Source organism: Paraburkholderia sp. BGA-UO-ETr-F21, assembly GCF_059567925.1.
Map to the genome: position 1 here is coordinate 16,565 of NZ_JCAQOY010000007.1, position 21,187 is coordinate 37,751.

The 21,187-nt window shown below is 64.5% G+C and carries 17 protein-coding genes; 10 read left to right on the forward strand and 7 right to left on the reverse strand.

Translation table 11 applies throughout. The annotated features are described in order from the left end of the window. Window positions 1–63 precede the first annotated feature (63 nt). The 3 genes from AC57B1_RS04995 to AC57B1_RS05005 form a co-directional block, all read right to left on the reverse strand. On the reverse strand, window positions 64–717 hold the full coding sequence (locus AC57B1_RS04995; RefSeq protein ID WP_408348413.1) for a hypothetical protein: 654 nt from the start codon (window positions 715–717) through the stop codon (window positions 64–66). 265 nt (window positions 718–982) lie between these two features. Continuing rightward, entirely contained in the window at window positions 983–2,695 is a 1,713-nt protein-coding gene (locus AC57B1_RS05000; protein ID WP_496416836.1) for a S10 family peptidase, read from the reverse strand. A 74-nt stretch (window positions 2,696–2,769) separates the two neighbouring features. Then, window positions 2,770–4,329: a S53 family peptidase gene (locus AC57B1_RS05005; RefSeq protein ID WP_496416837.1), complete on the reverse strand. Its 1,560-nt coding sequence runs from the start codon at window positions 4,327–4,329 to the stop codon at window positions 2,770–2,772. 304 nt (window positions 4,330–4,633) lie between these two features. On the opposite strand from AC57B1_RS05005, the gene AC57B1_RS05010 reads away from it, so the two are divergent. Continuing rightward, entirely contained in the window at window positions 4,634–5,143 is a 510-nt protein-coding gene (locus tag AC57B1_RS05010; protein WP_408348404.1) for a DUF1993 domain-containing protein, read from the forward strand. A gap of 109 nt (window positions 5,144–5,252) precedes the next feature. On the opposite strand, the gene AC57B1_RS05015 is transcribed toward AC57B1_RS05010, so the two are convergent. Next, a complete protein-coding gene (locus AC57B1_RS05015; protein ID WP_408348401.1) occupies window positions 5,253–5,573 on the reverse strand; it encodes a YnfA family protein in 321 nt (106 codons plus the stop codon). Between the two features lie 136 nt (window positions 5,574–5,709). On the opposite strand from AC57B1_RS05015, the gene AC57B1_RS05020 reads away from it, so the two are divergent. Next, the gene (locus AC57B1_RS05020) at window positions 5,710–5,883 is read left to right on the forward strand and encodes a DUF1289 domain-containing protein (RefSeq protein ID WP_496416838.1); all 174 of its coding nucleotides are present in this window, start codon (window positions 5,710–5,712) and stop codon (window positions 5,881–5,883) included. 56 nt (window positions 5,884–5,939) lie between these two features. On the opposite strand, the gene AC57B1_RS05025 is transcribed toward AC57B1_RS05020, so the two are convergent. Beyond that, window positions 5,940–6,593: a LysE family translocator gene (locus AC57B1_RS05025; RefSeq protein WP_496416839.1), complete on the reverse strand. Its 654-nt coding sequence runs from the start codon at window positions 6,591–6,593 to the stop codon at window positions 5,940–5,942. A 155-nt stretch (window positions 6,594–6,748) separates the two neighbouring features. On the opposite strand from AC57B1_RS05025, the gene AC57B1_RS05030 reads away from it, so the two are divergent. After that, window positions 6,749–7,216 (forward strand): Lrp/AsnC family transcriptional regulator, encoded by a 468-nt coding sequence (locus AC57B1_RS05030; RefSeq protein WP_012426651.1) that lies wholly within the window; start codon window positions 6,749–6,751, stop codon window positions 7,214–7,216. Between the two features lie 65 nt (window positions 7,217–7,281). Further along, window positions 7,282–7,515: a hypothetical protein gene (locus tag AC57B1_RS05035; RefSeq protein WP_091802324.1), complete on the forward strand. Its 234-nt coding sequence runs from the start codon at window positions 7,282–7,284 to the stop codon at window positions 7,513–7,515. 76 nt (window positions 7,516–7,591) lie between these two features. Here the strand turns inward: AC57B1_RS05035 and AC57B1_RS05040 are convergent, their stop codons facing one another. Together AC57B1_RS05040 and AC57B1_RS05045 are read right to left on the reverse strand one after the other, a co-directional pair. Then, a complete protein-coding gene (locus AC57B1_RS05040; RefSeq protein WP_408348395.1) occupies window positions 7,592–8,068 on the reverse strand; it encodes an OsmC family protein in 477 nt (158 codons plus the stop codon). A gap of 91 nt (window positions 8,069–8,159) precedes the next feature. After that, entirely contained in the window at window positions 8,160–8,489 is a 330-nt protein-coding gene (locus AC57B1_RS05045; protein WP_496416840.1) for a hypothetical protein, read from the reverse strand. A gap of 158 nt (window positions 8,490–8,647) precedes the next feature. On the opposite strand from AC57B1_RS05045, the gene AC57B1_RS05050 reads away from it, so the two are divergent. The 6 genes from AC57B1_RS05050 to AC57B1_RS05075 all read left to right on the forward strand — a co-directional run bounded on the left by AC57B1_RS05050 (window position 8,648) and on the right by AC57B1_RS05075 (window position 21,170). Beyond that, complete coding sequence (locus AC57B1_RS05050) at window positions 8,648–9,319, forward strand: HD domain-containing protein (RefSeq protein ID WP_496416841.1); 672 nt, start codon at window positions 8,648–8,650, stop codon at window positions 9,317–9,319. Window positions 9,320–9,519: 200 nt separating this feature from the next. Further along, on the forward strand, window positions 9,520–11,526 hold the full coding sequence (locus tag AC57B1_RS05055) for a bifunctional DedA family/phosphatase PAP2 family protein (RefSeq protein ID WP_496416842.1): 2,007 nt from the start codon (window positions 9,520–9,522) through the stop codon (window positions 11,524–11,526). Window positions 11,527–11,929: 403 nt separating this feature from the next. After that, window positions 11,930–13,222: an efflux RND transporter periplasmic adaptor subunit gene (locus AC57B1_RS05060; RefSeq protein WP_496416843.1), complete on the forward strand. Its 1,293-nt coding sequence runs from the start codon at window positions 11,930–11,932 to the stop codon at window positions 13,220–13,222. Between the two features lie 15 nt (window positions 13,223–13,237). After that, complete coding sequence (locus tag AC57B1_RS05065; RefSeq protein WP_408181904.1) at window positions 13,238–16,363, forward strand: efflux RND transporter permease subunit; 3,126 nt, start codon at window positions 13,238–13,240, stop codon at window positions 16,361–16,363. Continuing rightward, on the forward strand, window positions 16,360–19,680 hold the full coding sequence (locus AC57B1_RS05070) for an efflux RND transporter permease subunit (RefSeq protein ID WP_496416844.1): 3,321 nt from the start codon (window positions 16,360–16,362) through the stop codon (window positions 19,678–19,680). Before AC57B1_RS05065 ends, AC57B1_RS05070 begins: the two co-directional genes overlap by 4 nt. Then, on the forward strand, window positions 19,677–21,170 hold the full coding sequence (locus AC57B1_RS05075; protein ID WP_496416845.1) for an efflux transporter outer membrane subunit: 1,494 nt from the start codon (window positions 19,677–19,679) through the stop codon (window positions 21,168–21,170). Before AC57B1_RS05070 ends, AC57B1_RS05075 begins: the two co-directional genes overlap by 4 nt. Window positions 21,171–21,187 lie beyond the last annotated feature (17 nt).

Below are 21,187 nucleotides of genomic sequence, written 5' to 3' on the forward strand. Positions count from 1 at the left end.
GGGCTTGCGAACCGCAAGCCGGGCGAATGAACGAAACTGGCGACGCAGGCGAATCGGCCGCCCTCATGGCGGGTTGTCGTGCCCGGCGCCGCGGCCAATATCGCCGCCCGTGGCGACGTCGAGCCGGCTCACGTCGCAAGACGTCTGGCCGAAGCCCGAATAAACGACCGACCAGTTGCCGACAATCGCGGCCTGCGCTTCGGCGAGACTCATTTTGCCTTCGCAGACGCAGCGCTTGAGCATGACCGCGGCGCGCGCCTTGCGGCGCTCGCCCTGGTGGCCCGCCCACGGTAACAGATCGAGATTGGCGGGAGCGTCCGGCGAGCCGCCGAGCACGATCGGCACGCGCCGATCGAGCGCGAAGGCAGCGCCATTGTCCGCGTCGATGCCGCGCGCGGCGAGCATGCGGTCTTTGTGCGCCATCAGTTCGTCGAACGGCGGCGCGACCGTGTCAGCATAGCCAGGGCGGCAAATCGTCTCGCCCACCGACTGCTGCGTAACACGTTCGTCGAGCATACCAGTGCCCTGTGCGCGGGCTTCGCCCATGCACACAGCGAGTAGCGCCGCCGAGCCGAGTGCGAGCACGATGCGCGCGCCGCGCGAAGGACGCGCAGCGCGGCATCGGCGTGCGAGCGCCGCCGCGGCCGTTTCATACGTACTACCGGTCGGGTCGCTGAGGTGTTGAGTGCGACGCCTGTCTGCAATGCCTGCGTTCATTCGTCGGCGCGCCGGGAGCGGCACGCAATAGTTCAATTCGCAGACTAATTAAAACACACTCAAAATGCTTATGTAAGAAAGCCTACGTATGCGCGCTGCGTGCATAGATCGCAATCTGCGGGTTTCATAGACGGCAGCAACCGGCGGCGGCGCCCCTCGCGCGCCGCCAATCCCCCTTCCCGCTTACGGACGCCGCTCGCGAATCACGCGCAATACCGCGCGTTCCACACGAGAGGCGTCCGCCACGCTCCGTGTCAATGTGACGCTACCTCGGCACACGCGCCTGCAGCGCACGAATACGGAACATGGCCTGCGTGTCGGACACGGTGGTTTCGTACATCTTCGCGAGGTCCGCCTTGAGCGCGGTGCGCGATCCGCCGTCGAGATAGACCATATGCCCCGACGGATAAAAGCGCGCCGACAAATTCTGCCGGACCTGCTGACTGAGCAGCGGCATCTGCTGCAGATCGAGCACGGTTTGATAAAACGGCGTCACGTAATCGAAGAAGCCGTTGGCCGACAGCACCTTCAGATCGGGATTGAGCGCCATGACGGCGGCAAGGTCGCCGGCGGTGTACAGAATGATGTTGCCCTTCGCGTCCACCCCCTTCTGCGCGCCTGTCGGATCGATGTGACTGAAGTCCCAGTACTGGAAAGCCTGATCGTTCAGGTCGGTGAATGACGAATTCGATGTGTATTTCAACTGCTCGTTCAGATACACATTCCACATCGTCGTATAGACGCCGGTGACTGCCGTCATGGTCGGATCGTTGCCGCCGGAGTTCGGGTCGATCTTGCCGGCAATGCCCGTGCCGATCGCCGTTACGCGGCCGTCGTATTCGCCGAGCGCGAGACCTTTGGATTTCAGCAGCGTAGTCAGGAATAGCGAATTACCCCGGCTGTCGTACGACGCGATATCCAGACTCCAGGCAAGCAAGGTTGTTTTATCGATCCCGGTGTATTCGCTGAGTTTTTCGACCGTTGCCGAATCGGTGGTCGGAAATTTACGCAGCGCGGCCAGATAGTCGGTGCGCGCGAATTGCGCGACTTCTTCGGCGAACGTGCCGAGATCGGTTGGCCGCGGCGCGATGCCGAGCTTCTTGTGATACCACGCGTCCGCTGCCGCCGTGGGCAGCGTGCCGACAGGGTTGCCGGATTGCGTGTAATCGAGAATCGACGATTGCAGCGTAATGCCGTTCAGATCGACGCCGTCTTCGTGTAAACGGTAAGCGAGCACGCAACTACGCGCCGTGCCGTACGACTCGCCAAACAGGTACTTGGGCGAGTTCCAACGGTTGTTCTTGGTCAGAAAGCGCTTGATGAATTGCTTGATCGAGTCGGCATCCTGATCGACGCCCCAGAAGTCGCGATTCTTCTTCGGGGCGATCGCCGCCGAGTAGCCCGTGCCGACCGGATTGATGAAGACGAGGTCGCTTTTGTCCAGCAGACTGTCCGGGTTGTCTTCCATCGAATAGGGCGCGGGCGGCGTAAAGCTCGGCATCGACGTCTTGATGCGACGCGGCGCGAACGAGCCCAGCAGCACGAACACCGACGACGATCCCGGCCCGCCGTTATAGAAAAACGTGAGCGGCCGCGCTTCTTCTTTCTGCTTGTCCTGCGTGAACGCCACGTAGAACATCCGGGCTTCCGGCTGCGAACTGCTCGGGTCGACGATCACGAGGTGTCCCGCCGTCGCCGTGTAGTTGATCTTGCGCCCGCCGATGGTGACCGAATGATGCGTGATCGCAGCGGTCTCCGCGATATCGGTGACGGAATCGTCCGGCCCGTTACCGTATGCGACCGGATCGAAGAACGGCTGATCGCCGGCTTTGTGCGGCGAGCTGGCCGCTGCCGGTGCCGCGGCCGGTGCAGCCGGTGCAGCCGGTGCAGCCGGTGCAGCCGGTGCAGCCGGTGCAGCCGAAGCATGAGCATTGTGCGACGACTGCGGACTAACGGAAGCTGACTCTGTGTTCGTCATGATCGCTCCATGGGTTCGTTCACGTCTTGTACGTCGCCCCCAAAGCAGACCTGCTTCGGGGCGTGTGTTGCAGACTATAGTGCGGCCGCCACCTTCTGACCATTGGGACTGCCGAGCCCCGTGCAGGCGTCCCAGCCCGTGGCTGCCGCGAAGCTGCCGTTGTTGCCTTGCGTGATGTCGTTACACACGCCCGGCGTCTTGTACAGCTTGGGATTGATGAACCCGGCCGGCTGTCCTTTGGCCGCATTGATACGCGCGATCAGCGCGGCCCACAGCGGTGCGACCGCACTGGTGCCGCCGACCACCGTCTGCGTACCGTCGATCAATACGCTGTAGCCGGTCACAGGAGAGGCGTCGCCTGCCACGTCCGGCACGCCGCGCCCGCTGAGCGCCTTCTTGCCGCCGCTCGACGACGTGGCGGACAAGCCCTTTTGCCACGTCGGCGCCGCAAAGGCATGGCTCACGCCGCCGCCGGTCGCGCCGCCCTGCGCGCCGTCGTTCCACACTACCTCGTGCGAGATCGAAGTGCCCGACGCCGTCAGGTTCGTGCCGCCGCAGGCCAGTACATATGGGCTCGAAGCCGGGAAGTCGACCTGGTCGCCGCCACTCACGCCGTCGCTCGAACCGCTGTCGCCCGACGCCGCGCATACCGTGACACCGAGGGCCGCGGCCGACTGCAGCACGCTGTTGAAGGCCTGCATCGACTGGCTGGTCCAGTTCGACTCCGGGCCGCCCCAACTGATCGAAATGACCGACGGCTTGTTGGTCGTGTCGTGTACCGCGCGGCTCACCGCGTCGATGAAACCGGAGTCGCTGTTCTGCGTGAAATACACCGCGATCTTCGCGCCGGGCGCGATCGCGCCGACGATCTCGATATCGAGCGTCACCTCGCCGTCCGGTCCGTTCGGATCGCCGCTCGGCTGATTGCTGCCCTGATCGACGCCGACCGATTTCACCGTGGGCGACGCGACGCCGAGGCTCGCGAAGTAGGACTTGAGATCGGCCGTGTTGTAGCCGCCGCCCAGTTCGATGATACCCACGCACTGGCCGCCGCCATCGCCTTGCGGAAAATGGTAGAGCGACGCGAGTTGCGGCGGCGTAAAGGAAGCCTGATGGGCCCGGGCCGGCTGGAACGGCGGCCGGATGCGAAAGTGCGGCCGCGCCTGCGGACGATTGTCGAGGCCCATCACGGCTTCCACCACGCCGCGCAGATCGTCTGGCACGCTGATCGGGCCGGTGCGCCCACGGAACTGCCCGGCCGTGTGATGTTCGTAATGTTCCAGCTTGACGGAAAACGCATCCTGGAACTGGGCAATCGTGCCGCCCAGCACGACCGAGCGCGCAGCCGGATCTTCGCGCACCACGGTCAGCCCGTGTTCCGCGGCGAAGGCCTTGACCTTGGCGATGTCGTCCGGCGCAGCGCCGTAGTCTGCGGCAAGCGCCTCGCGCGAGAGCGGCTTGACGCCCGGATCGCCCGATTCGATCTTGCTCATCAGCGCGTCGAACTGCGCCTGCTGCTGTCGGCGCAACATGACGAACACCTCGATCCGCTGCGCCGGATCGCATTGCCCCACGACTTTCGAACCCTGTTCCACTGTTCGTTCACTGCCTGGCAGCGGGTGCTTGTTGACCATGGTGTCGACTCTCCAGTTAGCGTGACGGCGCGATCCACACAGTGGACCGAGCACGTCACACGCCTGCACGACCTCGTTGCCCGAAGCCGGCGGCAAGTTACTGTTTCAGGGACCTCGTCAAACCGTCCGACCAATCCATTCAAACACAGTTCCGGCGTGCGCGGCAGTTGTCCGGATGGCCAGCGCCGCGCCGCACCGACACGCATACGCCACCGCTCGCGCTATGATGCTGCAGCGGCAATCCAGCCGTTACGTTGCCTCGCGCGCCAGCCGCGCGCACGATCAAAGAATCAGAGGAAGCCCCATGTCAATTTCGATGTATCAAGCATCACTGCCCGTGTTGATCCGCGGCCTGACAAACCTGCAGGTCATTCTGGGCAAAGCAGAAGCGCACGCTGCCGAAAAGCAGATCGAGCCTACGGTGTTCACGACCGCCCGGCTCGCACCCGACATGCTGCCGCTCACGCGCCAGGTCTATATCGCGAGCGACACCGCGAAGGGCTGCGCCGCGCGTCTGGCCGGCGTCGAGGCGCCGAAGTTCGACGACGTCGAACAGACTTTTGATGAACTGACTGCCCGCCTTCAAAAGACGATCGATTATCTGCAGGAATTCAAGCCGGAACAGATCGACGGTTCGGAAACGCGCGAGATCACGTTGAAAATGCGCACGGGCCCGATCGAGTTCACGGGCCTGTCGTATCTGCTCGGTTTCGTGCTGCCGAACTTCTATTTCCACGTCACGACGGCGTACGACATTCTGCGTCACAACGGCGTCGACCTCGGCAAGCTCGACTATCTCGGCGGCATCAAGTAAGGCGCGCGTTCCGCACGGTTTCCGGGTCTGTGCAATCGCGGAATGAGTGTTGGTGAGAGACGTTTGAAGAACGCGGCAAACACGTGCGGGCCGCGCCCCCGGTGTCAGCTCAAACGCGTGGCTGGAACGCGATGATCGCCATGCCGGCCAGCGTAAAGGCGACGCCGGCCGCGTCCCACAGCGTGGGCCGCACCTTGTCCACGCCCCACAGCCAGGCAATCGCCACCGCCACGTACACACCGCCGTAAGCCGCATAAACGCGGCCTGCGGCGGTACCGTGCAGGGTCAACAGCCAGGCGAACAACGCGAGGCTGAGCGCGCCCGGCACGAGCAGCCAGATCGAACCGCCCTCTTTCAGCCAGCGCCACGGCAAATAGCAGCCGACAATTTCAGCAACGGCGGTCACGGCATAAAGCAGAAAAGTCTTCATTAACGATGAGTAAGCAGGTGATTGTCATGCGACGAATGAGGTATGGCGCTCTATCGGCTTTATTAACACAATCACTTGGCGCGCGGGCACGGCGCGTGCGAGAGTCTTCGAGTCCTTTCCTTAATTGCCCTTCGCCATGAGCATTACTTCACCCTGCATCGACATCTGCAAATTCGACGGCAAAACCGGTTTCTGCATTGGCTGTTTGCGCACTCGCGACGAATGCAAAAGCTGGAAGAAGATGAAAGACAAGCATCGCAGGAAAATCATCGAGGACCGTTCGCGGCGCGAGCATAAGCTGAACAAGTAAGCGATCCGCCAACGCCATGCGTAGCGCGGCGCTTCTCGTCGTGCCTTCGCGCCGCGTCAGTCCAGCGAAAGCCGCAGCGCAAAGCCGATCAACGCCGCCGAGAAGGTCCAGCGCTGCAGCGTTTGCGCCAGCGGATGAGCGCGCATCCAATTGGCGATCCGCGCAGCGCCGATCGCGTACATCACGTCGAAACACGCGCCTATGGCGAGCAATACCAAGCCTAGCTCGACCATCTGCAAAGCCACCGGCCCCGCTTCCGGGCGCACGAACTGCGGCAGCAGCACCGAACAGAACAACAGCGCTTTCGGATTCAGCAAGTTGGTCAGCAGACCTTTGACGAAAGCAGCCCGCAGCGGGCGCGACTCGCCGTTTGCGGCAGCGCCCGCCGCGGCGTTCGCCGTGCCGCCGTCAGGCAGCGCGAACACCGGCGAACGAAAAATCTGGATGCCCACCCACGCGAGATAAACCGCGCCGCCATAGCGCACCACGTCGTATAACCACGGCGCGTTGCGCAACAGCGCGGCCACGCCGCACGCCGACAGCGTTACGTGCGTGGCGCGCGCGAGACCCAGTCCGCCAGCAGCCGCAAAACCGCTGCGCGCACCGCGTCCGATACTGGTTTGCAGCACCAGCGCCATGTCCGGCCCCGGCACGGCATACACGACGAAAAGCGCGGCGATAAAGACGGCCAGCAGGTGTGCGGAAATCATCAGAGGCTCCTGTTTTTCAGGGCTCTATCTTGCAATTGCCGGCGGAGGGTTTGTTGGCGAATTACTGGCCCAGTATCTTTGGATTTGGAGGAATGCGCTAACATTACGGCTTGGGCTTATGTTTTCCTCCAAACCGCCATTGACATCGCCGAGCCATGACAACCGACCTCGACAAAACAGATCGCGCAATCCTCGCCGCGCTGCAGAAAGACGGGCGCATGTCGAACGCGCGGCTGGCCGAAACGGTCGGCCTGAGCGAAACGCCGTGCGCGCGCCGTCTCAAGCGCCTCGAAAACGACGGGTATATCGACCAATACCGCGCCATGTTGTCGCGCTCCGCGCTCGGCTTTGGCGTGGTGGCCTTCGTCTATGTCCGTTTTGCCGTGCACGATCGCGCGGTGGCGACGCGCTTCGAGCGCGAGGTGCAGGCCATCCCACGGATTCTGGCGTGTCACAACGTGTCGGGCAGCGCCGATTACATCCTGCAGGTGGTGGCGCGCGACCTCGACGACTACGGCACCTTCATGCGCGACGAGATGCGCAGCCTGCCAGGCGTGACATCGGTGGAATCGGCGCTGTCGTTACGAGAGGTAAAAGCCAATGGCGGCTTGCCGCTATCCTGAACGCGAACGTGGCATAGTCACGCCTTTGAAACGGCGCGAGCCGACCCGACGAATCTGGAGTTCTCATGGATCACGAACAGGCACGAGCCGAAGAAACCGCCGCGATGACGCGCGTATTGACCGCCACGCAGCGGGTGCAGTCGGCCTTTGCGTCGCTGCAATCGCAATTCCCGCCCGCCGGCAGCGGCACGCCTTCGCAGTTCGCGCTGCAAACATTCGACGCGGCGCTGCAGGAACTCGAAGACGCGCAAGCCGCGTTCGACGAACTGCTTGGCGATCTGCTCGACGGCAATCGTTGAGAAGCCGCCAAGGCATGCCGCCTCTGAAAGAGCGGCCGGGCACGACTGCTTCAAAGCGCAGCCGGGCAAGACGCTCTCAATGCCCTTCGATTTCGATGACCGGCTCGCAGAAAATCGGAAAATTGACCGAGTTCGCGATATAGCACTTCTCGTGCGCGACGTGATGCAAGTGCGCGGCGAGTTCGGTATCGCCGCCCGCCCGAATCACGACGTGCGGGCGCAGAACGATTTGTGAAAAACGGCCCTGCTTCGGATCGTCGAGCATGGTGCCTTCGGCATGGTCGCGATACGCGGTGACAGTGATGCCGGCGTCCGCGCATAGATGCAGATACCAGAGTTGATGGCAGGCGCTCGCCGAAGCGACCAGCAGATCCTCCGGATTCCAACGTTTGGCGTCGCCGAGAAAGGCCGCGTCCGACGACCCGGGAAGCTCGGGTTTGTCGCCCGCGGCAATCACATGATCGCGCCCGTAGTCACGGTAGCCCGACGTGCCGCTTCCGCGATTGCCGGTCCACTGCACCGACACCTTGTATTTGTGCTCGCCGTACGCCATGCCAACCTCCCTCTGATTTGAATCGGATCCGGTTGCAGAGGCGTGCATTTTATACGCGGGCATCACGCGACGGACGCGCGCCGCTTGCTGACTAATTCGGCGGCAATGGCCTTCCGGCGAGAGGCGGCGCACGCGGGTCCGGGCTTTCGTTCAGGTTCGTGCCGTTTGCCCGCATGTTGCTGAGTGCGTGGCCTGCCCCCGCGCCGCTTGTCCTTCCCACGGCCGGCGCCCCGCTCGTGCCGGCGCCCGCCCCCAGGCCCGTCGCCGCCGCGCCGCCCGTGTTGTTGAGCCCGTTGGACTGCACGCCATTCAAGCCGAAGCCGCCGGCGTTGGCCGGTCGAGCGACAAGCTGCGCGTAAGCTGTCGCGGTGCAGCCGATCATAAGCGCCGACGCTACGATACCGCCCCATACTGTCTTCATGGCCACTCCGTTACATCGTCGAATTGCGCGGCCGCGGTGTCAGCACGGCGACCACTCGAACAGTATGACGACCGCCGAGCCCGCTTCGTTCAGAAGTGAAAATCGGGGCGCGACGGACTATACGCGATAATCGACGGTTTTCTTCGCAGACCGCTTCGATGCCTTCGATAACACCCGCCTCGCTCGACCCTTTCGCCCCTTTCGCCCCGTTCCAGGAACTGGCCCGAACCCTCCTGCCGCACGCGGGCGACGACAACGGCGACGGCTCGCACGACACCTCGCATCTGCAACGCGTCTGGAAAAACGCAGCGTCGATCCACGCGGAAGAAGGCGGCGATGCGCAGGTCCTGTTCGCCGCCACGCTGCTACACGACTGCGTAGCGGTCGAAAAGAATTCGCCGCTGCGCGCGCAGGCCTCGCGACTATCGGCGGAAAAAGCGGCGCGCGTGCTGGCGTCGCTCGGCTGGCCACAAGCGCAGGTTCAGGCGACGGCGCACGCCATCGAAGCACACAGTTTTTCAGCAGCCGTCACGCCGACCACACTCGAAGCGAAAACGCTGCAAGACGCCGACCGGCTCGACGCGATCGGCATGCTGGGCGTGGCGCGCTGCTTCTACGTTGCCGGGCGGATGGGCCGCGCCTTGTACGACCCAGCCGATCCACACGCAACACAGCGCCCACTGGATGACACGCGCTTCACGCTGGACCATTTCCATACCAAGCTGCTCAAACTGTCCGAGGGTTTTCAGACGGCCACGGGTGCGCGGCTGGCCGGCATCCGCCATGCCCGCCTGCAACGTTTCCTCGACGAATTCAGCGACGAAATCTGAACGTCCGACTCCCACTGCCAACCGCAACCGCCATGCGGATCGCCACACGCATTCACGTTCGCGGCGCTAGGTCGAGCGATTGACTGCGCGCTTCGCGAACCCTCGCCTGCTTCACAGGATGCCGGTTTCTAAAAAGGAATAAGACGGCCGCCGTGCGCGTTATGATCAATCGTTATGCCAGAAACGGCTGATCGCACACGATGGAGCACGCTTACGTTCACCTCCTGCATCTGCTGGCCGGCCACCCGGGCTGGACACTCACGGTCATCTTCCTTGCGGCGTTTCTTGAGGCTGTCGCCGTTATCGGCACCTTCATTCCGGGCAGCACCGCAATGTTTCTCGCCGGGGCGCTGGCGGGCACCGGGTCGCTCAGCCTTGGCTGGGTTTTCGTGTGGGCCATCGCGGGCGCCATCGCCGGCGACGGCATGAGCTTCTGGCTCGGCAGCCGCTATAAAGACCGGATCGTCCAGTTCTGGCCGTTCCGCAAACATCCCGAAGTGCTCGAGACTGGCCACCGCTTCTTTCGCAAACATGGCGCGAAGAGCGTCGTGCTGGCGCGCTTCATCGGCCCGTTGCGAGCGATCGTGCCGGTAGTGGCGGGCATGCTGCGCATGCCGCCACTGCTTTTCTACGGCATGAACGTGCTCTCGGCGCTAATCTGGGCGCCCGCCCACATCCTGCCCGGCATGGTCTTCGGCGCTTCGGTGCTGCTGGCCGGCGCGGTGTCGTTCCGGCTCGTGGTGATCATCGCGTTGCTGGTGGGTATCGTCTGGCTAAGCTTTCGCGCCGCGCGTGTGCTGCTCTCGCATGCCAATGCATGGTCGAACGCGGCCGGGCTTCAGGTGGGCGCCTGGGCTTGCCGGCACCCCGGGCCGTTCGGCCGTTTCGCGCGCAAGATGCTCGACCCCTCGACACCGGACGCCAGCAGCATCCTGCTGACGTCGCTGGTCGTAATCGTGTCCGGCGCACTGTTCTTCGGCGTGCTGGAAGACGTTCTCAGCGGCGATCCGCTCACGCAAGTAGACCTCTCGGTCTATCACTTCCTGCAATCGGTACGCACGCCCTGGAGCGACACCGTTCTCGCGGGACTCTCGACGCTCGGCAGCAGCATCACGCTTGCGGCGCTGATCGTGACGGTCGTGATCTGGATGCTGCTGGAACGGCGCTGGCGCACCATGGGCTACTGGCTCGCGGCAGTGGTGTTTTCCCAATTGCTGATCTTCGCGCTGCAGTTCGCCATGCACCGCGCGCCGCCGAATGATCTGATGGTCGGCGCGTATGTCTTTCCGAGCGATCACGTCGCCGCGACCGTTATCGTGTACGGCTTCCTCGCGTTCCTGCTGGCGCGCCGGGTCGGCATGCTCGAAGGCGTCATGGTGGCGGCCGCGAGCGCGATCGTCGTGATCGTGGTCGCGCTCGCGGGACTGTACTTCGGCAAATATTGGGTATCCGATGCGATCGGCGGCGCCGCGCTCGCCTACATCTGGGTGGCGATCGTTGCGCTGACCGCAATGTGGCGGCACCCGGAGACGCCGCCCGAGCGCACCTTCATGCCGGTGGTGGTGCTGCTGGTCATGCTGGTCAGCGTGGGCGTGCAACTCGGCGTGGCCATGCCCGCGCCGCCGCCGGATACGGCGTTGCGTCCGCCGCCCGTGCTGGTCACCCAGGCGCAGTGGACGCTCTCCGTGTGGAAACGTCTGCCGTGTTACCGCTCGGATATGGGCGGCGACAGCATGGAGCCGCTCACACTGCAGTGGGCCTCGAACCTCGATTCGATCCGCGGGCAGTTGCGCGCCCACGGTTGGGTGGAGGGCACGGACGTGTCGGCGCACAGCCTGCTCTCGCTCGCCTCGCCCAATGTGGCGGCCGTGTCGCTGCCGGTCTTGCCGAAGCTGAACAATGGCGTGCCCTCCTCGGTGGTCTTCATGCGTCCGGGCAACACGCGCGACGAACGCGACGTGCTGCGCTTCTGGCCCAGTGGTTACGCCGTGGAAAACGGCACGTCCGCCACACCGTTGTGGGTCGGCGCTTTCGCGCACGAGCGGCTGTCCCGGCCGTCATGGCCCATCAACATTCTGCGGGCCGACAGAGGGATCACGTCGTTCGACGCGCACGCCAAATCCAGTGCGAGTCTCGGCGCGGCGATCGTCGGCAGGGTGAGTTGCCATGGCGTGCCGGTGTCGCTGCTCGCCTCGCCGGTGGAGTAAGCGCATTCCCTGTCATGCCGAAGAAATCGCTCTGTGCTCAACCAGTTAGCCCGCTTGGCCAGGACTTGTCCACAAGGATATGAACATTTTCTGTGGGTAACTTTTCCGTCCACGCGTGCCGTATCGCCCTATCCCCTTATTCCTCTTTGCACGACGCTTCAGGAGTGGCCCCGTCACACCTAGGTCTCGTCGACTTACCGTAACAAACCGAAACCCCCGTCCAGGCGATGCCGCGAGAAATAGCTCCACAGTCGGATAGACTCTGCTACTGATTGTCTGGATTCCTGTCGCCGGCAACGGCGATACCCATCCTGGGAGTTCGTATGACGCGCTTCGACAGCAATTGGCCTGGCCGTCCATGGGCGGTGTTCGCCGGGTGCCACGAGTCCCGCGGGAGGCGGTCATGAGCGAAGCGCCGTCAATCCAGGCGAGGCGCCCCCGAAGAGGCCGCCTCGTACTCGCGGTCGTGCTGCTGGCGCTGATCGCGCTGGTGGCGTTCCATCTGCTGCGCTCGAAGGCGCCCAAACCCACTGTAGCGCCCCAGGTCGTGACGGTCGCCGCCGCAACCACCGGATCGATGCCGGAAATCCTGAGCGAGCTGGGCACGGTCACGCCCGTCGCCACCGTCACCGTCTTGCCGCAACTGAGCGGCTACTTGACCGCCGTCGGCTACCGCGAAGGGCAGGACGTGCAGAAAGGTCAATTCCTCGCGCAAATCGATCCGCGCCAATACGAAATCAGCAAGCGCCAGGCCGAAGCTCAACTCGCCAAGGACAAGGCGGCGCTCGCCCAGGCGCGCGCCGATCTCGCGCGCTATACGCAACTGAACGAGCGCAAGTCGATCGCCGAGCAGACCTATGCGGATCAGAAATTTCTCGTCCAGCAGGACGAAGCGGCGATCAAGGCCGACGAAGCCAACATCGCCCAATTCGCGCTCGACCTGATCTACTGCCATATCACCGCGCCGGTGGCGGGCCGCGTCGGACTGCGCCTCGTCGATCCGGGCAACTACGTCACCGCGTCGAGCCAGCCGGGCATTGCCGTCATCACGACGATGAAGCCGACCACGGTCCAGTTCACGGTGCCGCAAACCGCGCTCGACAAGGTGCTGCGCCGCACCAACGCAGGCGCGCAGCTCCCCGTCACGGTGTTCAGCAGCGACAACTCCCGTCAGCTCGCGACCGGCACGCTGTACGCGATCAACAACCAGATGGCGACGGCGACCGGCACGGTCACGCTGCGCGCGTCGTTCGCCAATGACGATGAAGCGCTGTTCCCCAACGAGTTCGTCAACGTCAAGCTGCTGGTCGACACGCTGCAAGACGTGGTGCTGGTGCCGACGCCCGCGGTGCAGAACGGCGCGCCGGGCGACTACGTGTATCTGGTCAACGCCGACAATACGGTATCGGTGCGCAAGGTCACGCTCGGACCGGGCGATGGCCAGCACACGGTGATTACGTCAGGGCTCGCCGCCGGCAACGTGGTCGTGACCGACGGCATGGACCGCTTGAGCGACGGCGTGAAGATCAAGGCATCCGCGGCCCGGCCGGCTGCGGGCACTTCGGGCGCTTCAGGCGCAACGCCGGCTTCGGGCCCGCCAGCCGCTTCAGGCGCGACGCCGGCTGCGGCGCCCGCGTCCGCCGCGAGCGGCACGCCGGCGGCGGCAGCGCCCGGCGCGGCGTCCATGGCTTCGTAGTCCGCCGACCCGCCGATGAACTTCTCCCGCCTGTTCATCCTCCGGCCCGTGGCGACGTCGCTGCTGATGGTCGCGCTCGTGCTCGTCGGCCTGGTCGCGGTGCGCTTCCTGCCGGTTTCCTCGCTGCCCGACGTCGACTATCCGACCATCCAGGTCCAGACCTTCTACCCGGGCGCCAGCCCGAACGTGATGGCGACCACCGTCACGGCGCCGCTCGAAGTGCAACTCGGCGAGATTCCGGGCTTGCAGCAGATGGTCTCGTACAGTTCGGAAGGCGCGTCGGTAATCACGCTGCAATTCGATCTCTCGCTGAGTCTCGACATTGCCGAACAGAACGTGCAGCAGGCCATCAACGCCGCCAACAGTTTTTTGCCGACCGGGCTGCCCGCGCCGCCCACCTACGCGAAGGTCAACCCGGCCGATCAGCCGATCCTCACGCTCGCGGTCACGTCGAAGTCCATGTCGCTCACGCAGTTGCAGGACACCGCCAACAATCGCCTCGCCACGAAGATCTCCGAAGTCTCCGGCGTCGGTCTCGTCACGACCGCCGGCGGCAACGTACCGGCCGTGCGAGTTGAAGCGGACCCGCAGAAGCTCGCCGCCTACGGCCTGAATCTCGACGATCTGCGCACCTTGCTCGCCAACGTCAATGTGAGCCAGCCAAAAGGGAATTTCGACGGACCGGAACTCGACTACACGATCAACGCGAACGATCAGATCGTCGACCCGCAAGACTACCTGGCCACCGTGATCGCCTATCAGAACGGCGCGCCGGTGTATCTGCGCGATGTCGCGCGCGTGAGCCAGGCCGCGCAGGACGTCGAGCGCGGGGCGTGGTACAACCGCACGCCGGCCATCGTGCTGAACGTGCAGCGCCAGCCGGGCGCGAACGTGATCGCTACGGTGAACCAGATCATGAAGCAGTTGCCGGCGCTCGAATCGACGCTGCCCGCCGGCCTGCAAGTCACGGTGGTGGCGAACACCACGGGCGTGATCCGCTCGTCTGTCTCGGACGCCGCGTTCGAACTCGTGCTCGCCGTGGTGCTCGTCGTGCTGGTGATTTTCGTGTTCCTGCGCAACGTGCCCGCCACGATCATTCCGAGCATCTCCGTGCCCGTGTCGCTGATCGGCACGCTCGCGGTGATGTACCAGCTCAACTATTCGATCGACAACCTCTCGCTGATGGCGCTGATCATCGCGACCGGTTTCGTCGTCGACGATTCGATCGTGATGATCGAGAACATCGTGCGCTATCTGGAGGAAGGCAAGACGCCGCTCGAAGCCGCGCTCGAAGGCGCCGGGCAGATCGGCTTCACGATTCTCTCGCTGACGGTCTCGCTGATCGCAGTGTTGATCCCGCTGCTGTTCATGGGCGGCGTGATCGGCCGGCTGTTCAGCGAATTCGCGATCACACTCGCGGTAACGATCGTGATTTCGGCAGTGGTCTCGCTGACCGTCGTGCCGATGCTATGCGCGCGTCTCCTGCGCGCGCAGGCGCAGCGCCACCCAAGCCGCTTCGAGCGGTTCAGCGAAGGCCTGTTCGACAAAACGCTCGCGGCGTACGAACGCGGCCTGCGCTGGGTGCTCGATCACCAGACGCTCACGCTGGTGGTCGCACTCGTCACCGTCGCGCTTACCGCGATCCTGTATATCGTGATTCCGAAGGGCCTGTTCCCGGTGCAGGACGTCGGCGTGATCCAGGGCATCAGCGTGGCCGACAACTCGGTGTCGTACACGTCGATGGTCCGGCGTCAGAGCGCTCTCGCCGATGCGATCCTGAAGGACCCCGACGTGGTGTCGCTCACCTCCTATGTCGGCATCGACGGGACCAATCCGACGCTCAACAACGGCCGCTTCCTGATCAATCTGCGCCCGCGCGACGACCGCTCGGCGAGCGCCGCGGAAATCGGCCGCCGGATCCAGCAGGAAGTCGCCGAGGTGCCCGGCATTCGGCTGTATCTGCAACCGGAACAGGACCTGACGCTCGACACCTCGATCTCACGCAACCAGTACAACTTCGTGTTGCGCGGGCCGAACCAGCAGGCCTTCAATCAGTACGTGCCCGCGCTGATCGCGCGCATGAAGCAGATTCCCGCGATCACGGACGTCACGAGCGACCTGAACACCAACGGTCTGAGCGTGAACGTCGAAGTGAACCGGCAACTCGCCGCGCGCTATGGCATCACCGCGGCCACGATCGACAACGCACTGTACGACGCGCTCGGCCAGCGCATCGTCTCGACCATCTTTCAGCAGTCCAACCAATATCGCGTGATTCTCGTGGCGAAGCCCGAAACGCTGCCCACCGTGCAGTCGATCGGCAACCTGTATCTGCCGAGCCAAACGAGCAGCAGCGGCCAGGTGCCGCTGTCGGGCATCGCGAAGATCAGCATCACGCAATCGCCGCTGATGATCAGCCATCTCGCCCAGTTCCCGGCGGTGACGATCTCGTTCAACCTCGCGCAGGACGCGTCGCTGAGCGCCGCGGTCGCGCAGATCCGCGACGCCGAGCGCGCGGTGAACCTGCCGCCGTCGATCACGTCGTCTTTCCAGGGCGCGGCGCAGGCATTCGAAGATTCGCTCACGAGCGAGGTGTATCTGCTGATCGCCGCGCTCGTCGCCGTGTATATCGTGCTCGGCGTGCTGTACGAAAGCTATATCCACCCGGTGACGATTCTCTCGACGCTGCCGTCGGCCGGCATCGGCGCCCTGCTCGCGTTGATGATCGCGGGCAACGATCTCGACGTGATCGGCATCATCGGGATCGTGCTGCTGATCGGCATCGTCAAGAAGAACGCGATCATGATGGTGGACTTCGCGCTCGAAGCGGAGCGCGTGCATGGCAAGCCGGCGCATGAAGCGATTTTCGAAGCGTCGCTGCTGCGCTTCCGGCCGATCCTGATGACCACGCTCGCGGCCATGCTCGGCGCGCTGCCCATGCTGCTCGGCACCGGCACCGGCTCGGAACTGCGCCGGCCGCTCGGCCTCGCGATCATCGGCGGGCTCATGCTCAGCCAGGTGCTGACGCTGTTCACGACGCCGGTGATCTATCTGTTCTTCGACCGCCTCGCGCAGCGCGTGAACAGCCGGCGCCGCGCGGCCAGCGAAGGCGCGGCCGCGCCGCCGGAGAATACGCCGTGAACCTCTCGGCGCTCTTCATCCGGCGCCCGGTGGCGACCGCGCTGCTGGCGGTCGCGATCCTGATATCCGGCGCGCTCGCCTATTTCCGCCTGCCGGTCGCGCCGCTGCCGAACATTGCGTTTCCGGTGATCGCACTGCAGGCGAACATGGCGGGCGCGAGTCCCGAGATCATGGCCGCCACGGTCGCCGAGCCGCTGGAGCGGCGCCTTGCCACCATCGCCGACGTGAACCAGCTCACCTCGATCAGTTACGTGGGCTCGTCGATGATCATCGTCGTGTTCGGTCTGAACCGCGATATCAACGGCGCGGCGCGCGACGTGCAGGCCGCCATCCAGGCCGCGCGCGCCGACCTGCCCACCACGCTGCGCAGCAATCCCACCTACCGCCAGTACAACCCGGCCGGCGCACCGATCATGGTGCTCGCGCTGACCTCGGACACGCTCACCAAAGCCCAGCTCTACGACTCCGCCGATTCGGTGATCCAGCAGCAGCTATCGCAGGTCGACGGCGTCGGGCAGATCACGCTCGGCGGCGGCGCATTGCCCTCGGTGCGCGTCGAACTGGAACCCGGCAAGCTGAACAGCTACGGCATCGGCCTGGAAGACGTGCGCGCCGCGATCGGCGCGGCAAACGCGAATAGCGCGAAAGGTCATATCGACCAGGGCGAGCAGCGATATGTGGTCACGTCGAACGACCAGATCAGCAAGGCCGCGCCCTATCGCGACGTGGTAATCGCATATCGCGACGGCGCGCCCGTCCTGCTGCGCGACGTCGCTCAGGTGCGCGATTCGAATGAGAACATCCGCAACGCCGGGCTCTACAACGGCAAGTCGGCCGTGCTCGTGATCGTCTATCCGACGCCGGGCAGCAACGTGGTGCAGACGGTCCAGCAGATCCAGTCGCGCCTGCCGATCATCGAAGCCGCGTTGCCGAGCGCGATCCACGTGAACGTCGCGATCGACCGCTCGGAGTCGGTGCGGGCCTCGGTGGCCGACACCGAGCGCACGCTGTTCATCGCCGTGCTGCTGGTAGTGGGCGTGGTCTTCGTGTTCCTGCTGTCGCCGCGCGCCACGCTGATTCCGGCGGTCGCGCTGCCGCTGTCGATCGTCGGTTCGTTCGGACCGATGTATCTGCTCGGCTATAGCATCGACAACCTCTCGCTGATGGCGTTGACGATCGGCACCGGCTTCGTGGTCGACGACGCCGTGGTGGTGCTGGAGAACATCGTGCGTCATCTCGAAGCCGGGCTCGATCCCAAGGAAGCCGCGCTGCGCGGCAGCGCCGAGGTCGGCTTCACGGTGATCTCGATGAGCCTCTCGCTAATCGCGGTGTTTCTGCCGATCCTGTTGATGCCCGGCATTGTCGGGCTGCTGTTTCATGAGTTCGCCGTCACGCTCTCGATTGCGATCCTGCTCTCGCTGCTGATTTCGCTGACCATCACGCCGGTCATGTGCGCCTACCTGCTCAGCCGCGAGCGCACGATGCATGTAGAGGCGCGCTGGGCGCGCTGGGCCGAGGCGCAGTTCGAGCGCTTCAAGAACGCCTATGCCCGCTCGCTCGCGGCGGCGCTCGATCATGCGCTCGCGGTCGTCCTGCTCTTGATCGGCCTGCTCGTGCTCAACGTGTTCCTGGTCCGTCTGCTATCCGGGACGTTCTTTCCGGAACAGGACACCGGCATCCTGATCGGCCAGATCATTGCCGATCAGAGCGTGTCGTTCAACGCCATGGAAAAGAAGCTCGCGCAATTGCAGGCGATCGTGAAGCAGGACCCGGCGGTGGCGTCGGTGGCGGGCTTCACCGGCGGGCGCGCGCTGAACACGGCCAACGTCTTCATCGAACTCAAGCCGCTCGCGCAACGCCATCTGTCGGCGACGGAGGTGGTCAACCGGCTGCGCCCCAGGCTCAATGCCGTGTCGGGCGCGCGGCTTTTCCTGCAGGCGCAGCAGGATCTGCAGATCGGCGGGCGCCAGGCCGCGGCCGAATATCAGTACACCCTGACCAGCGACGACGCGAACGCGCTCTTCACATGGGTGCCGAAACTCGTCACCGAACTCGGCAAATATCGCGGGAAACTGGAAGACGTGAACTCGGACCTCCAGCAGAACGGCTTGCAGACCTACGTGAATTTCAGCCGCGCGAGCGCCGCGCGTTACGGCTTCCAGCCGAATCAGATCGACAACGTGCTGTATGACGCCTTCGGCCAGCGCACCGTGTCCACCATCTACAACGCTCTGAACCAGTACTTCGTGGTGATGGAGGTCGCGCCGGCCTACTGGCAGTATCCGCAGGCGCTCAACCAGATCTTCCTCAGCACGGCCGCCGGCAACGCGAACGGCACGCAGCAAACGCAGATGTCCCGCGCCACCGTCAAAGCCATGCAGCAGACGGCGGCCGTCAGCAGCGCGTCAAGTGCCAGTGCCAATACCAACTCGCAGAACGCCGACGCCGAAGCGAACCAGCAGACCAACAGCATCTCTAACAGCAAGGGCGGCAATTCCAGCGGCAGCGCCGACAGCACCGCGGCCGAAACCATGGTCCCGCTCGCCGCCATGATGACCTTCTCGAACAGCCACACCGCCACCCAGGTGAATCACCAGAGCGGCCTCGTGGCCGGCACCATCTCGTTCAATCTGCCGGCTGGCGGATCCTTGAGCGAAGCCGGCCAGCTCATTGCGCAGGCCGAGCGCGACATCGGCATGCCCGCGTCGGTGCACGGCGCGTTCGCGCGCGCCGCGCAGGCCTACGCGCAGTCCATGGGCGCCGTCCCGCTGCTGATTCTCGCGGCATTGGTGGTGGTCTACCTCGTGCTCGGCGTGCTGTATGAGAATACGGTTCACCCGCTCACGATCCTGTCGACGCTGCCGTCGGCCGGCATCGGTGCGACCCTCGCGCTGCTGATTTTCGGCACGCCGTTTTCGGTGATCGCGATGATCGGCATCATCCTTCTGATCGGCATCGTCAAGAAAAACGGCATCATGATGGTCGACGTCGCGATCCAGCTGCAACGCCATGAAGGCATGAATGCGCGCGATGCGATTCACCAGGCCGCCGTGGTGCGGCTGCGCCCGATCATGATGACGACCGCGGCCGCCGTGCTGGGCGCGGTGCCGCTTGCGATCGGCATCGGTCAGGGCGCATCGTTGCGCCAGCCGCTCGGGGTGACGGTCATGGGTGGCCTGCTCGTGAGCCAGGTGTTCACGTTGTACACGACGCCGGTGATCTACCTGTACCTCGACCGGCTACGCGCGCGACTCGCGAAATGGTCCGCGCGCCTGCCATGGAATCGCCGCGGAGAAGCACCGGATACGAGCGCATGATGAAGACGATCTCCCCCACCAGACTCGCCGGCGCATTGCTGGCGTTATCGACCGTGTTGACGGGCGGCTGCATGGTCGGCCCGGATTACCATCGGCCGCCCGTCGCGACGCCCGCCGCGTGGAAAGAACTGCCCGGCTGGACCGAGGCGCAGCCTGCCGCCGAACGCCCGAAGGGAGACTGGTGGACCGCCTTCAACGACCCGCTCATCAACGAACTCGAACCGCTCGTGTCGGTGTCGAACCAGACCGTGCGCCAGAGCTATGCGAACTACCAGCAGGCGCTGGCCGAAGTGCGGCTCGCGCGCAGCGCCCTGTTCCCCACCATCGGCATTACCGGATCGGCGACCCGCGAACGTTCTTCGACGGGCAATCTGAGCAGCAGTCTGCTGGGCGGTGCGGGCGCGAGCAGCTTCCAGCGCATCAACAACGCCGGCTCGCTCGAAGCCAACGCGAGCTGGGCGCCCGACCTATGGGGCCTCGTGCGCCGCAATATCGAGGAAAGCGCCGCGACCGCGCAGGCAAGCCAGGCAACGCTCGCCAACGCGACACTTTCCGAACAGATCGCGCTCGCCAACGCGGTGATCGATCTACGCGTGACGGATGTCAATATCGACTTGCTCAAGCACACCGTCGAGGCGTTCGAGCAATCGTTGCGCGTGGTCGCGGAGCAGGACAAGGCCGGCACCGTGCCGCCCTCCGATCTGGTGAGCGCGCAAACGCAACTGGAGTCGGCCCAATCGAGTCTGATTGCGCTGGGTGTCGCGCGCGCTCAATACGTTCATGCGATCGCCGTGCTGGTCGGCAGGAATCCGGAAGAACTGGACGTGCCCACGAACACCACGCTGCCGACGCTGCCGTCCATTCCGGTCAGCGTGCCATCCACGCTATTGGAGCGCCGGCCCGACATTGCCGCCGCCGAGCGGCAAATGGCGGCACAGAACGCCGCGATCGGGGTGGCCGTCGCCGCCTATTACCCGACTATTTCGCTATCCGCGCTGGACGGTTTCACGCAGTCGCCGTTGAACGGCCTGTTGCATATCGCCAACTATGTCTGGTCGTTGGGCGGCCAGGCGAGCGAGACGCTGTTCGACGGTGGGCAGCGCAGCGCGCAGGTCGACGCGGCCAAAGCGTCTTACGACGCGGCGCTAGCCAATTATCGCGGCACGGTGTTGACGGCGTTTCAGGGCGTGGAGAACGACCTCGCCGGCTTGCGTATCCTCGCGCAGCAAGCCGAGGTGCTGGAGCGCGCGGTACGCGACGCGACGCGCGGCACCGAGATCGCGCGCAATGAATACCAGGCTGGCACGGTGGACTTTACAACCGTCGCGACCGCGCAGGCCACGCAGTTGAACCTTCAGCAGACCGCGTTGAACGTGCAGCAAACACGGCTGCTCGACGCGGCGTCGTTGATCGGCGATCTGGGCGGCGGATGGTCCGACAGTGAGCTTGCCGACCCTCGGAAACCGGGACAACAGCAGGTGTCGCACTAGGCCGGTTTTGTTGCCAT